Here is a 14,678-nt window from a genome sequence, read left to right as displayed (position 1 = left end):
GGCGTTTTTCAGTGCGCGTGGTCGGGACCGGTCATCTCCTCGGCCAGTACGTCCAGCGATACACCGCCCAAAGCCAGTGCGCGCGTGTGGAAGTCCTTGAGCGTCCACTCCGGGTGAGCGCTCAGCGCGGCGTGCCGGGTGTGCTCCCAGACCCGTTGTCCCAGTGCGTATGACGGCGCTTGCCCGGGCCAGCCGAGGTAGCGGTCGAGTTCGAAGCGCAGCACCGAGTGGTCCATGGCGACCGAGGCGGTCAGGAACTCCCAGGCCTTCTCCGCGTCCCAGATCCCGCCACCGAGCGACTCCGGAGCAGTCAGGCGACAGTGCACACCGATGTCGACGACCACCCGGGCCGCGCGCAGCCGCTGGGAATCGAGCATGCCCATCCGATCGCCCGGATCCTCGAGCCAGCCGAGTTCGTCCATCAGCCGCTCGGCGTAGAGTGCCCAGCCCTCACCGTGTCCCGAGGTGAACGACGCCAGCTTGCGCCAGGCGTTGAGGTCGGGATCGACGATGGCCGAACCGAGTTGGAGATGATGGCCGGGGACGCCCTCGTGGTAGACGGTCGTCTTCTCCTGCCACGTGTGGAAGACGGTCTGGTCGTCGGGGACCGCCCACCACATGCGGCCCGGCCGCGACAGGTCGGCGGTCGGCTGGGTGTAGTAGATGATCCCGGTCGACGACGGCGCCAGGCGGCATTCGAGGCGGGACAGTCGTTCCGGGATGTCGAAGTGACGGCCGCCGAGTCCGGCGACGGCGGCGTCGGAGGTCTCCTGCATCCAGTCCACGAATTCGTGACGATCGTGGATCTGGTACTGCGGCTGCCGATCCAGCCAGGCGAGGGTCTCGGCGACCCCGCGTCCGGGGAGGAGCCCCTCCGCGATCTCGTGCTGCTCGGCGACGATCTGTTCGAGACGCGTGATCGCCCAGGCGTAGGCCTCCTCCGGATCGGCGTCGGCGCCCAGATACGACGGCAGGTGGAGCAGGTAGCGGTCCCGGCCCACCGCGTCGTCGTCGACGGCGGACGGGAGGACCTGGGTCTCGAGGTAGTGGGCGAAGGTGCCGAACGCGGTCCGGGCCGCGTCGAGGGCGGTGCCCAGCGTGCCGGCGAGCGCCGGGTCGTCGGCGATGGCACCCGTGTTCTCGGCGATCGCATCGGTGGCCGAATCGGCCTGCCGGACCACCGCGGCGACCTGACGGCGCGCGATCGGGGGACCGTGACGCAGTCGGTGCGCCAACCCGTCGACGGCCCGGTTCAACGCGCCCGGGATCGCGGTGAGGCGGGCGAGGAACACCTCGCGATCGGACCGGGTGTCGGTGGGCATCAGGTCGAAGATGTCCCGCACGGCCTGCAGCGGTGAGGCGATGACGTTGCACTCGCCGATGTGCTCACCCGCGTCCGCGAGGGCGAGTTCCCGTCGCAGTGACGCGGTCATCGTCGCGACGGTCACCCGGTCGATCGCGTCGGCGACGGGAGCCTCGGCCAGCGCGGCCAGGGTGTCTGCGGCGACCGCGGCCCGTTCGGCACACCCGTGCGCGGAGAAGTCGGTCAGCGCATCGTTCCGGCCGTCGTACCCGATCTCGGTGCTCTGCAGCGGATCGAGCTCGCACAGTCGATCGAGGTGCGCCTCGGCGATCGCGTCCACTTCGGTGCGTCGACGGGGACTCGCGGGAGTTGCGGCCATGGGGGTCATCTCGACATCGCGTCAGAGGTCGTTGGTGGCGAAGGTGTCACACCGGTTGGGGTCGCCGGACTGGTATCCGATGCCGAACCACCGCGCACGCTGCGTGGCCGAACCGTGCGTCCAGCCCTCCGGGTTGGAGCCCGGTCCCTGGATGGTGTCGTCGCCGATCGTCTTCGCGGTCTGGATGACGGTCGTGATCTGCTGCTCGGAGATGGGGGCGAGCAGCGCATCGGGACCGTCGTCGGCATGATTGGCCCAGACGCCGGCGAGGCAGTCGGCCTGCAGTTCCACGCGCACCGAACCCGAGCGCGGACCCTGCGAACCCATCCGCTGGCCCTTGGCGAGGGCACCGGTGAGGTTCTGCACGTGATGCCCGTACTCGTGGGCGACGACGTATTCCTGGGCGAGCGGACCGTCGCTGCCGCCCATGCGGCGCAGCTGCGTGAAGAAGGACGGATCGAAGTAGGCGGTGCGGTCGGCGGGGCAGTAGAACGGCCCGGTCGCCGCACTGGCCGCGCCGCACCCGGTGTTGACCGAGTCGGCGAAGATGACGGTCTTCGGCGGCTGGTAACCCGCCATGAGGTCCGACCACACGTCGTCGACGCTGACCGTGGTCGCCTTGATGCGGCAGATGGTGTTCTCGTTCGCCATCTCATAGGTGCAGGCGTCGAGCTGCTGCTGGATCTCGGCCGCAGCCGACGTCGTTCCCTGCTGGCCGGTCTCGCCGCCGAGTAGTTCGCCGGGGTTCACGCCGAACAGCAGGGCGACGATGGTGATGAGCAGCCCTGCACCGCCGCCGAGCGCGATCCGTCCGCCACCGCCGCCACCGCCGCCGGAGACGTTGCCGGTGTCGATCGATCCGCTGCCTTGGAAGGTCACGCGGTCATTCTGGCACGCCGTGGTGCCCGCACCGGACATCTCCGGGTGGCCGGGTTCGGGGCACCGACGCCGATGCGGCACGATGGGTACCTGGCCTGCGTTTCCACCGGGTCACGAACAAGCCGACACAAACAACGCTTCTCCACGCCGCCCGCCAGCCGGGCCGGCCGTGTGACGTTGGGAAGGACTCTCAGTGCTCCGCACGCATTCCGCAGGTTCGCTGCGCCGCGCCGACGCGTCGCAGACCGTCACCGTCGCCGGTTGGGTCGCGCGCCGACGCGACCACGGCGGTGTGGTGTTCATCGACCTGCGCGACTCCACCGGCCTGGTGCAGGTGGTGTTCCGCGAGGAGTCGGTGGCCACGGCCGCCCACCGCCTGCGCGCCGAGTACTGCGTCGCCGTCACCGGTGTGGTCGAGGTCCGTCCCGAGGGCAGCGAGAACCCGAACCTCAGCTCCGGCGAGGTCGAGATCAACGCCGTCGAACTCGAGGTGCTCAACGAATCGGCACCGCTGCCGTTCCAGCTCGACGAGTCGCCGGGCGAGGAGGCGCGTCTGCGTCACCGCTACCTCGACCTCCGGCGCGAGGGGCCGAGCGCCGCTCTGCGTCTGCGGTCGAAGGCCAACGCCGCCGCCCGCGGTGTCCTCGCCGCCCACGACTTCGTGGAGATCGAGACCCCGACGCTGACCCGTTCGACGCCGGAGGGCGCCCGCGACTTCCTGGTGCCCGCGCGTCTGCAGCCCGGCACCTTCTACGCCCTGCCGCAGAGCCCGCAGCTGTTCAAGCAGCTGCTGATGGTCGCAGGCATGGAGCGCTACTACCAGATCGCGCGCTGCTACCGCGACGAGGATTTCCGCGCCGACCGCCAGCCCGAGTTCACCCAGCTCGACATCGAGATGAGCTTCGTCGACCAGGATGACGTCATCGCGGTCGCCGAGGAGGTCCTGGTGGCGCTGTGGAAGCTCATCGGCGTCGAGATCTCGACCCCGATCCCGCGCATGACCTATGCCGACGCGATGCGCCGGTTCGGTTCGGACAAGCCGGATCTGCGTTTCGACATCGAACTCGTCGAATGCGCCGAGTACTTCGCGAACACCCCGTTCCGCGTGTTCCAGGCCCCGTATGTCGGCGCCGTCGTCATGCCCGGTGGTGCCTCGCAGCCGCGCCGTCAGCTCGACGCCTGGCAGGAGTGGGCGAAGCAGCGCGGCGCCCGCGGCCTCGCGTACGTGCTCGTCGGCGAGGACGGAACCCTCACCGGTCCGGTCGCCAAGAACCTGTCCGAGGAGGAGCGCGCCGGGCTCGCCGCTCACGTCGGTGCACAGCCGGGCGACTGCGTCTTCTTCGCCGCCGGCGAGGTCAAGTCCTCCCGCGCCCTGCTCGACGCCGCCCGCGGCGAGATCGCCTCGAAGCTCGGTCTGATCAAGCCGGACGACTGGGCCTTCGTGTGGGTCGTCGACGCGCCGATGTTCGAGCCGACGGCCGAGGCCACCGCTTCCGGCGATGTCGCACTCGGCAATTCGGCATGGACCGCGGTGCACCACGCGTTCACCTCGCCCAAGCCGGAGTCGATCGAGAAGCTCGACACCGATCCGGGTGAGGCGCTCGCCTATGCCTACGACATCGTCTGCAACGGCAACGAGATCGGCGGCGGCTCGATCCGTATCCATCAGCGTGACGTGCAGGAGCGCGTCTTCGAGATCATGGGCATCGGCCACGACGAGGCGCAGGAGAAGTTCGGCTTCCTCCTCGACGCCTTCGCCTTCGGCGCCCCGCCGCACGGCGGCATCGCCTTCGGCTGGGACCGCATCACCGCGCTGCTCGCCGGGGAGGCCTCGATCCGCGAGGTCATCGCGTTCCCGAAGTCCGGCGGCGGCGTCGACCCGTTGACCGAGGCGCCCGCGGCAATCACCCCGCAGCAGCGCAAGGAGTCGGGCATCGACGCCAAGCCGGTGCCGCGTGGCGGTGCCGAGCAGGCCGCGAGCGTCCCGGGCAAGGCGACGACGGACAAGGCGACGACGGACAAGGACAAGGCAACGACGGACAAGTAGTTCCGTCGAGCAACGAAAAGCGGTGGCCGAGCGTGAGTTCGGCCACCGCTTTCGTTTCCGAACGGTTGCCGCCGAGCGGGCGCCCACCACCTGTGAGAGATTCTCCCCATGTCTGCGAGCAAGGGATTCCCGGAGGTGCGTCGGTGACGATCAAGGTGGCTCTCGAACACCGGACGAGCTACTCCTTCGATCGCCCGACGAAGATCTACCCGCATGTGGTCCGCCTGCGCCCCGCGCCGCATTCGCGGACGCCGATCGAGGCCTATTCGCTGCGGGTCGAGCCCGGTGGGCACTTCCTCAACTGGCAGCAGGACGCGTTCAGCAACTACCTCGCGCGACTCGTGTTCCCGGAGCCGTCGGCCTCGCTGAGCATCACCGTGAGCCTCGTCGCCGACCTGACGGCGATCAACCCCTTCGACTTCTTCATCGAGGACTGGGCCGAGCACTACGGGTTCGAGTATCCGGAGGAGTTGCGCCGCGACCTCGAGATCTTCCTGCGGCCGGTGGGTGTCGGCGAGGGCGAATTCGCCGGTGCGCCGGTCCATCCGGAGGTCGCCGCCTTCGCCGCGGAGAACAAGCCGGTCGGCAGGACGCGGGTCATCGACTTCCTGGTGGCGCTGAACACCGCCGTGCGCGAGGCCGTCGGTTACACCGTGCGTCTCGAGGCAGGGGTGCAGACACCCGAGTACACGTTGTCGAGTGCCATCGGTTCGTGCCGCGACTCGGCGTGGCTCCTCGTGGCGCTGCTACGCGAACTCGGCCTGGCGGCGCGGTTCGTCTCCGGCTACCTCGTGCAGCTGACCTCCGACGTCATGTCGCTCGACGGGCCGTCGGGTCCCGACGCCGACTTCACCGACCTGCACGCCTGGACCGAGGTCTACCTGCCCGGCGCCGGTTGGGTCGGTCTGGACCCGACGTCCGGCCTGTTCGCCGGCGAGGGACACATCCCGCTCGCGGCCACGCCGCATCCGGTGGGGGCCGCACCGATCACCGGCGCGACCGGTCCTTGTCACGCGACGCTCGACTTCTCCAACACCGTCACGAGATTCCACGAGGACCCGCGCGTCACCCTGCCGTACACACCCGAGCAGTGGAACCGCGTCGTCGACCTCGGTGCACTCGTGGACGAACGCATGGAGCGCGACGACGTCCGCCTCACGATGGGTGGCGAACCGACCTTCGTCTCCATCGACAACCAGACCGACCCCGAGTGGAACACCGCCGCCGACGGACCCCACAAACGGCTTCTGGCGTCCCGTCTCGCCGAACGGCTCAAGGGGGCGTACGCCCCGCAGGGTCTCGTCCGGCGCAGCCAGGGCAAGTGGTATCCCGGAGAACCGTTGCCGCGCTGGCAGATGGAGATCATCTGGCGCGCCGACGGCGAGCCGATCTGGCGTGACCCGGACCTGCTCGCCGATCCGTGGTCGACGCCCGAACAGTGTGTCGCGGCGATCGAGACGGAGACCTACGGCGCCCACCCGGAGACGAGCGTCGGTGGAGAACCGGCCCGGGCCGAACCGGCACACAAACTGCTGACCGCGTTCGCGGCGAATCTCGCCCTGCCCACCGAACAGGTGCTGCCCGCCTACGAGGATCCGCTCGTGCGGATGCGCGAGCTGGCCACCATGCCGCCCGGAGACCCCGGCGACGACCCGACCCTGCCCACCGCACGGAGGTTCACCCAGGCGGAATTCGACGTCGAGCTGGAGAGCCTGGCGGACGGCGACGAGGAGGTACTGGCGCCCGAGAACGATTCGGTGGCCCGGCGTCGCTCCCTGTTGTCCCGGCTCGACGACGCGGTCACCGACCCCAGCGCCCACGTCCTGCCGCTGAACCGGTCGGAGGACCGGACCGCCTGGCAGAGTGCGGTGTGGTCGACCCGGCGCGGTCGGATCGTCCTCACGCCGGGTACCTCGCCCGCGGGTCTGCGCCTGCCGCTGAACTCACTGTCCTGGGGGCCGGCGCCGACCCTGTTCGAGGCCGACCCGTCGGCGCGCCACGACGCTCTGCCCACCGACCCGGCCGCCGCGCTCGGGCACACCGTGCGCGCGGTGGACCCGGCGCAGTTCCTGCCGCGCACGGCGCTCGTCGCCGAGGTCCGCGACGGCGTCACGTACGTGTTCATGCCGCCCACGTCGACGGGCGAGGAGTTCCTCGCCCTCGTCGAACTGGTGGAGGGCGCCGCCGCGACCACCGCGACCCCGGTCGTGATCGAAGGCTATGGGCCGCCGTCGAATCCGCGCCTGACGTCGCTGTCGGTGACCCCCGACCCGGGCGTCATCGAGGTCAACATCCAGCCGACGGCGAGCTTCGCCGAACAGTCCGAACTGCTCGAGTCCGTCTACGACCACGCCCGCCGCGTCCGGCTCGGCACGGAGAGTTTCGGCCTCGACGGCAGCCACGGCGGCACCGGCGGCGGCAACCACATCACGCTGGGCGGTACGACGCCCGCCGACTCGCCGATGTTGCGCCGCCCCGATCTGCTGGTGTCGATGCTGACCTACTGGCAGCGCCACCCGTCGCTGTCCTATCTGTTCTCCGGCCGCTTCGTCGGCACCACCTCGCAGGCGCCGCGCGTCGACGAGGGCCGGGAATCGGCGCTCTACGAGTTGGAGATCGCCTTCGCCGAGATCGACCGGCTCGCCGCGAAGACCGGAACCGGGGAGGGGGCGCCGCCGAATCCGTGGGTCACCGACCGTGCGCTGCGGCATCTGCTCACCGACATCACCGGCAACACCCACCGCGCCGAGTTCTGCATCGACAAGCTCTACAGCCCCGACTCGGTGCGCGGGCGGCTCGGACTGCTGGAACTGCGTGCCTTCGAGATGCCGCCGCACCACCGGATGGCGATGGTCCAGTCGCTGTTGGTGCGCAGCCTGGTGTCGTGGTTCTGGGGCAGGCCCTACCGGGCCCGGCTCGTCCGCCACGGCGGCGACCTGCACGGCAAACATCTGTTGCCGCACCATGTCATCGCCGACATCGCGCTCGTCGCCGAGGAACTCCGCGAGGCGGGCTATCCGTTCGAGACCGCCTGGCTCGATCCGTTCACCGAGTTCCGTTTCCCGCGGCTGGGGACCGTGCAGATCCGCGACCAGGAAGTCGAACTGCGCGGCGCCATCGAACCGTGGAACACGCTGGGGGAGGAGTCGACCGGAACCGGTACCGCCCGCTACGTCGATTCCTCGATCGAACGGGTCCAGGTGCGTGTCCTCGGCGGTGAGGACGATCGTTACCTGTTGACCTGCAACGGTTTCCCGATCCCGCTCCGGTCCACCGGCCGCTCCGGCGAACGGGTGGCGGGCATCCGGTTCCGGGCCTGGCAGCCGCCGAGCGCCCTGCATCCGACGATCAGCATCGACACCCCGCTGACCTTCGACCTCGTCGACACCGTCAACGGGCGGTCGGTGGGCGGCGCGACCTACCACGTCGTCCATCCGGGTGGACGCGCCTACGACCGACCACCGGTGAACGCCGTGGAGGCCGAATCGCGCCGCAACGGGCGCTTCGAGGCGGCCGGTCACACAACCGGCACCGTCGACGTCGGACTTCTCCGGGAACGACAGGCCCGGCAGGCCATCGACTTCGGGGTCCCTGGGATCCTTGATCTGCGTCGGGCACGTACAGTTCTCCGGTGACTTCTTCGCCGGGCAACGCTTCCGCGGTGTTCGATGCCTCCACGGTCTTCGATCGTTACCGGAACGAGGGTTACACGCTCTTCGACGTCCCCGGACCCGGCGATGCCGAACCGGCCGCCGGCGCCCACCACGACGAGCTCCTCGACTCCGCCGGCATCGTCCGTCCCGCGTGGGAAGATCTCGTCCGGCTCTACCAGCGGCGCGGTGACGCCCGGTTGCGCGAGTCCGCCGATCGTCTCGCCGCGGCGGTCCGTGACGACGGTGTGGTCTACAACGAGTTCGACGGTCAGGCCACGCACACCCGAGACTGGGACATCGACGCGGTGCCGCTCATCGTCGACGGTGTCGAGTGGGCCGAACTGGAGAAGGCCATCACCCAGCGGTCGATGCTGCTCGATCTGCTGCTGCGTGATCTCTACCGCGACCAGAAGACCATCACCTCCGGTCTCGTGGCCCCCGAGATGGTCTTCGGGCACCCCGGCTACATCCGCAAGGCGGCACGTCTCGAGGTCGCCGGACCCCACGCCCTGTTCCTGCACGCGGTCGACGTATCGCGTTCCGCCGATGGGCGTTTCGTGGTCTACCGGGACCGCACCCAGGCCCCGTCGGGCATCGGCTTCTCGATCGTGGGTCGCAGACTGCTGACCAAGACGTTCCCGCAGGTGTTCCAGGCCTGCGCGCCGCGACCGGTGACCGGTTTCGTCGGGACGATGCGCCTCGCGCTCGCCGAGTACGCCCCGCCCGGCGTCGACGACCCGACGGTCGCCGTGCTCAGCCCGGGAAGCATGTCCGAGACCGCCTTCGATCAGGCCTACCTCGCCTCGGCGCTCGGCTATCCGCTGGTCGAAGGTGCGGACCTCACCGTGCGTGACGGCGCGGTCTACATGCGTTCGCTCGGACGGTACAAGCGGGTCGACGTCCTACTGCGCCGCGTCGACGCCGCATATGCCGACCCGCTCGATCTGCGGACCGACTCCCGACTCGGCGTCGCCGGTCTGGTGGAGGCGATCTCGCGGGGCAACGTCACGGTGCTGAACACGCTGGGATCCGGAGTCCTCGAGAATCCCGCGCTGCACACCGTGCTCGAACGGCTTGCGCCGGTCCTGCTCGACGAGGAACTCGCGCTCGGGTCGGTCACCACCTACTGGGCCGGGGATGCGCTGGAGCGCAGCAAGATCCAGAGTCGCATCGGTTCGCTGGTGCTGACCGACACCCGCACCGACGACGAGTTCATCGGGCCGCTGCTCGACGCGCGAACCCGTGCCGAGGTCGCCGCGCGGATCGAATCGCAACCGTGGGCCTGGGTCGGACGCGAACTCGACGCCTACTCGGTGGCGCCGACCGTCACCGCCGGGACGCGACCCGGACGGCACACGACCGCGCTGCGTGCCGCGCCCGTGTCGGTGCGGGCCTTCAGCGTCGCCCAGGGACCCACCTACGCGGTGATGCCGGGTGGTCTCGGCGCCGTCCTGGCCGACGGGGTCGAAGGGGCCGCCCACCACGTCGTGTCGGCCAAGGACGTCTGGGTCACCAGCGCGGAGGTCGGCGGACACGTGTCGCGACGTTCGGAGACCCGCGTCGAACCGGCCGGCGAGGTCGTGCCGGAGACAGGCCGGCCCGTGCCGCTCGAGTACTCGGAAATCGCGGCTGCCGCGAGTCCCCGCGTGCTCGCCGATCTGTTCTGGCTCGGCCGCTACGCCGAACGCACCGAGCAGGTCACCCGCCTGGCGAAGGTCTCGCGCCAGCGTTATCAGGACTTCCAGTACCGGCCATGGATGTCGGGGACCCCGGCGGTACCGCTGCTGCTGCACGCGGTCGCCACGATCACCGGAACCGACGGCTACCTCGACACCGCCGATCTGCTGGTCTCGGGCACCGACCGTCAGCCCGCGCCGGACCAGGTCAACGAGGCCATCGAGAAGATCGCCGATCTGACCGTCGCCCGCTCGATCCCGGGTACGGTCGCCTACTCGGTCGACCGGCTCGTCGGTGCTGCCCGGGCGGTCCGTGACCAGATGTCGACCAGTACCTGGATGGTCCTGGCGCCCGTCGAACGGGTCGTCGCGAGCACCGCGCGGCTGGTCTCGCGGTCGCGGGCGGAATCCGATTCCGCCCTGGACCTCGGTCCGGATCTGGCGCGGGCCCACGAGGAGGTCCTCCACGGCGTGCTCGCGCTGACCGGCCTGCAGGAGGAGTCGATGGTCCACGACCCGGGCTGGATGTTCATGGATCTGGGCCGGCGCATCGAACGCGCGATCACCCTCGCCGACCTGACTCTCGCGATGTTCGCGCAGGCGCACGACACCGACGTCGAACAGGCCCTGCTGGAGTCGTATCTGGTCGCCAACGAGTCGTCGGTGATCTACCGGCGCCGCAACCGCGGTCTGTACCGGTTCTCGAGCGTCGCCGAGTTGCTGCTGTTCGACCCGACCAACCCGCGGTCGATGATCTTCCAGCTCGAGAAGATGAACCACGATCTGACGGCGGTGCCCGAACCGCTGCGATCGGCCGGGGCCGAACGAGGTGTGCAGGACATGATCGCCGAGCTGCGTCGGAGCGGGCCGGCCGACCTCGCCGGCGTCGACTCACAGGGCCGCCGGGCAGAGCTCGCCGACCTGATGACCGCACTCCGCGCGGGGGCCCGCGACCTGTCCGATCTGCTGGCCAGGAGCCGTTTCGCAATGCCTCGCCAGGCGCAGCCGATCTGGGGCGGAGGTGAGATGTGAACACGCGCGTCTACCGGGTCATGCATCGCACCCGGTACACCTACAACGACGACGTGTCCTCGTCGTACGGCCGCTGCTACCTGACCCCGCGCGACCTGCCCGGACAACGGGTGCGGTCGACCACGGTCGACATCGAACCCGAACCCGACGACCGGTCGACGGGCATCGACGTCTACGGAAACCACGACAGCTACTTCCACGTCCGCACCGCGCACCGGGAACTGACGGTCACCGCACGGTCGGTCGTCGAGGTCGATCCGGTCGATCAGGGCGTGCTCATCGGCCCCGCGGCCCGGGCCCCGTGGGAGTCGGCACGCCCGGCGGTGCTCGGGGGCCGCGAGGCCGCGCTCGCCGTCGAGTTCGTCCTCGACCTCGACCCGCCGGAGATCACCCGGTCGGTGCGCGACTACGCCGCCGCGGTGTTCACCCCTCAGCGTCCGCTGATCGAGGCGGTCACCGACCTGACGACCCGGATCTTCACCGACTTCGCCTATCGTTCCGGCTCGACGGCCATCTCGACTCGGGTCGACACCGTGATGCAACGACGCGAGGGCGTCTGCCAGGACTTCGCCCGGGTCGCGATCGCGTGCCTGCGCTCGGTCGGACTCGCCGCCCGCTACGAATCGGGCTACCTGGCGACCGATCCGCCGCCGGGCAAGGAGAAGATCTTCGGCGCCGACGCGAGCCATGCGTGGGCGGCGGTCTGGATGCCCGACGGCCGCTGGCTGGCGTTCGACCCGACCAACGACAAACTGGTCGACGAACGCCACGTCACGCTGGCCTGGGGCCGCGACTACGACGACGTCCCGCCGTTGCGCGGGGTCATCTACACCGACTCGACGAAGAGCCACATCGACGTCTCCGTGGACGTGAGTCCGGCGCAGTCACCCGAACCCGGAACCGGGGTCTGAGACACCGCGCGTCGGGACCATCGTGGGCACATCGCGGCACGAATTGTGACCAGGGCACCGAAACCCCTGCAACGCAGTGGTTTCGACGCACACGCTCGCGGGTACAAGATCCGCAACGTCGTACAGAAGGATGAACAATGGTGTTGCACCCCCGTTGCAACGGGTACCTTGGGATACGCCATGACGGTCATTACTGAAAGCCGCATCACCAGCGTGGTGCGGGCGGCAGAGGCGCTGCTGTCACACCGCGCCGGTTCCTCGGTAGTCCTCGACGACCCCGAGGACCTCGGAGGTAGCGGCCGTACGACGGTCGTTCGGGTGCGGGTGGCGCAGAACCCCCTCAGCATGGACCGTTCGCTGGTGATCAAGGCGTTGCCCGAGCACGAGGACCCGCAGGCCTTCCACCGCGAGATCGCGTCGTACAAGTACGCCACCGCGCTCCCGAACGAATCGCGACCGGGCCCGCAGCTCATCGCCTCCGACCCCGACCTGCGCCTGATGGTTCTCTCTGATCTCGGTCACGGCCGGTCGATGATGGAGTTCCTCGACGGCGACGACCCGGTGGAGACCTCCCGCGCGGTGAGCGCCTGGGGTCAGGCCCTGGGCCGCATGCACGCGGCGACCGTCGGCGGCGAGATCGACTTCCTGGCGCTGGTCCGCCGCGGCCCGTCGGGTACCGAGGGGCGCGACATCCTCCGTGACGAGGCCAGACGCTCGGTCGATGCGCTCTCCGGACACGCCGCCGCGCTCGGCGTGCAGGTGCCGGATCGGGTTCTCGAGGCGCTCGAGACCGCCGCCGCCCTGTTCGACGACGGCGAGCACCGCGCGTTCAGCCCGTCGGACGTCGGTCCCGAGAACATCATGCTCAACGACGACGGCGTGCAGTTCATGGACTACGAGTGGGGCGGGTTCCGCGACGCCACGCTCGACATCGCCTACGCAGTGGTCACCATGACCGCGCAGCTGCCCGCGCGCGCCGCGTCCCGAGCCACCGACCTCGAGGTGTCGATGGTCGACGCCTGGCGCTCCGAGGTGAACCCGATCTGGCCGGCCCTCGCACACGAGCGCGAGATGCAGCGCAAGGTGCTCGTCGCCCGGCTGCTGTGGGTGTGGCTGTCGACCGCCTGGATGCTGCCTGCCGACACCGACCTGGTCGACCCGGAGTCCGCGATCGGTCAGGACGCCGACGCGAGCCTGGAGATGCCCCCGTTCGACCCGGTGGGTACCCCGATCGAGAGTGGCGGATTCACCCACGACTGGGCGCTGCACACGAACGATCCGCGCGTCCTCGTGTCCCGCTGGACCGATCTCGCGGCAGCCGCCGGCCGTGCCGGTGAGGACGCGATCGCCGATTTCGCGACTGCAACGGGCCTCGCGTTGCAGCGCATCTGGATGGCCTGATCGGCTCGTGGACGGATTGTTCGACCCGCCCGTGGACCCCCGGGCCGGAGCCGGTGTGCCGACGCCCGGCGCCAACGGACTGACCGCGGCGCCGTCACCGACCGCACCGCTCGCGGTCCGGATGCGCCCACAGACCCTCGACGAGATCGTCGGCCAGCAGCACCTGCTCGGCGACGGTTCGCCGCTGCGGCGACTGATCAGCGGGGTCGGTGCGGCATCGGTGCTGCTCTACGGCCCGCCCGGCACCGGCAAGACGACGATGGCGTCGCTGATCGCCCGCGCGACCGGCGGCCGGTTCGAGGCGCTGTCGGCGCTGTCCGCGGGCGTCAAGGAGGTGCGCGCCGTCATCGACGTGGCGAGGCGCCGCCTGATCGAGGGCCAGCAGACGGTCCTGTTCATCGACGAGGTCCATCGCTTCTCCAAGACCCAGCAGGACGCGCTGCTCGACGCGGTGGAGAACCGCATCGTGCTGCTCGTGGCGGCGACCACCGAGAACCCGTCGTTCTCTGTCGTCGCGCCCCTGCTGTCGCGGTCGCTGGTGCTCCAGTTGCGGTCGCTCACCGACGACGACATCCGTGAGGTGCTCACCCGGGCCGTCGCCGACCCGCGCGGCCTCGACGGGCAGGTGGAGGTGACCGACGCCGCGTACGACCACCTGGTGGCGGTCGCCGGCGGCGACGCCCGCCGGGCGCTGACGGCGCTCGAGGCGAGTGCCGACTCGACCACCCGGGTCGACCTGGCCGACGTCGAGACGGCCATCGACCGCGCGGCGGTGCGCTACGACCGCGACGGCGACCAGCATTATGACGTGACCAGCGCGTTCATCAAGTCGATCCGCGGTTCCGACGTCGATGCCGCGGTGCACTATCTGGCGCGGATGATCGCGGCGGGGGAGGACCCGCGCTTCATCGCGAGGCGCCTGATGATCCACGCCAGCGAGGACATCGGCATGGCCGATCCCACCGCGCTGCAGACCGCGGTGGCCGCCGCGCAGGTGGTCAACCTCGTCGGCATGCCCGAGGCCAAGCTGGCACTGACCCAGGCCACCATCCATCTGGCGACCGCACCCAAGTCGGCCGGAGTGGTGTCGGCGATCGGCGCCGCGCTCGCCGACGTCGAGGCCGGCAAGGCGCGAGCGGTGCCCGCCCACCTGCGCGACAGCCACTACGCAGGCGCCAAGAAACTCGGCAACGGCGTCGCCTACCAGTACCCGCACGACCATCCGGACGGAGTGGTTGCCCAGCAGTACGCGCCGGACGAACTCGTGGGCGTCGACTACTACGAGCCCACCGATCACGGGCTCGAACGTGAGATCGGGCCGCGCGTAGCACGCCTGAGATCCATCGTCCGGGGTGCCGTCACACGTCGCCGATCCCGCTGATCACGGCGGGGATGAC

Annotated in this window: 8 protein-coding genes; 6 read left to right on the top strand and 2 right to left on the bottom strand. The window is 69.9% G+C overall.

Going from position 1 to position 14,678, the window contains the following annotated elements; genetic code table 11:
• Positions 1 to 8: 8 nt before the first annotated feature.
• Together GOAMI_RS09770 and ypfJ are read right to left on the bottom strand one after the other, a co-directional pair.
• On the bottom strand, positions 9 to 1,691 hold the full coding sequence (locus GOAMI_RS09770; RefSeq protein WP_085950445.1) for a DUF885 domain-containing protein: 1,683 nt from the start codon (positions 1,689 to 1,691) through the stop codon (positions 9 to 11).
• A 12-nt stretch (positions 1,692 to 1,703) separates the two neighbouring features.
• Entirely contained in the window at positions 1,704 to 2,561 is an 858-nt protein-coding gene (ypfJ, locus tag GOAMI_RS09765) for a KPN_02809 family neutral zinc metallopeptidase (RefSeq protein WP_006436327.1), read from the bottom strand.
• A gap of 193 nt (positions 2,562 to 2,754) precedes the next feature.
• Between ypfJ and aspS the strand changes: the two genes are divergently transcribed.
• The 6 genes from aspS to GOAMI_RS09735 all read left to right on the top strand — a co-directional run bounded on the left by aspS (position 2,755) and on the right by GOAMI_RS09735 (position 14,662).
• Complete coding sequence (aspS, locus tag GOAMI_RS09760; protein ID WP_006436326.1) at positions 2,755 to 4,608, top strand: aspartate--tRNA ligase; 1,854 nt, start codon at positions 2,755 to 2,757, stop codon at positions 4,606 to 4,608.
• Between the two features lie 143 nt (positions 4,609 to 4,751).
• Positions 4,752 to 8,243, top strand: coding sequence for a transglutaminase family protein (locus GOAMI_RS09755; RefSeq protein ID WP_006436325.1), 3,492 nt, complete (start codon positions 4,752 to 4,754; stop codon positions 8,241 to 8,243).
• Positions 8,240 to 10,969 carry a circularly permuted type 2 ATP-grasp protein gene (locus GOAMI_RS09750; protein ID WP_051995397.1) on the top strand — a complete coding sequence of 910 codons (2,730 nt, stop codon included), beginning with the start codon at positions 8,240 to 8,242 and terminating at the stop codon, positions 10,967 to 10,969. Before GOAMI_RS09755 ends, GOAMI_RS09750 begins: the two co-directional genes overlap by 4 nt.
• The gene (locus GOAMI_RS09745; protein ID WP_006436323.1) at positions 10,966 to 11,880 is read left to right on the top strand and encodes a transglutaminase family protein; all 915 of its coding nucleotides are present in this window, start codon (positions 10,966 to 10,968) and stop codon (positions 11,878 to 11,880) included. The genes GOAMI_RS09750 and GOAMI_RS09745 overlap by 4 nt, the downstream gene beginning before the upstream one ends.
• A gap of 180 nt (positions 11,881 to 12,060) precedes the next feature.
• A complete protein-coding gene (locus GOAMI_RS09740) occupies positions 12,061 to 13,281 on the top strand; it encodes an aminoglycoside phosphotransferase/kinase family protein (RefSeq protein WP_006436322.1) in 1,221 nt (406 codons plus the stop codon).
• Between the two features lie 7 nt (positions 13,282 to 13,288).
• The gene (locus GOAMI_RS09735) at positions 13,289 to 14,662 is read left to right on the top strand and encodes a replication-associated recombination protein A (protein WP_006436321.1); all 1,374 of its coding nucleotides are present in this window, start codon (positions 13,289 to 13,291) and stop codon (positions 14,660 to 14,662) included.
• The last annotated feature ends 16 nt before the right edge of the window (positions 14,663 to 14,678 follow it).

It is taken from the genome of Gordonia amicalis NBRC 100051 = JCM 11271, from assembly GCF_000332995.1.
GTDB classification, from domain to species: Bacteria; Actinomycetota; Actinomycetes; order Mycobacteriales; family Mycobacteriaceae; genus Gordonia; species Gordonia amicalis.
This window is presented reverse-complemented; position numbering and strand designations above follow the sequence as displayed.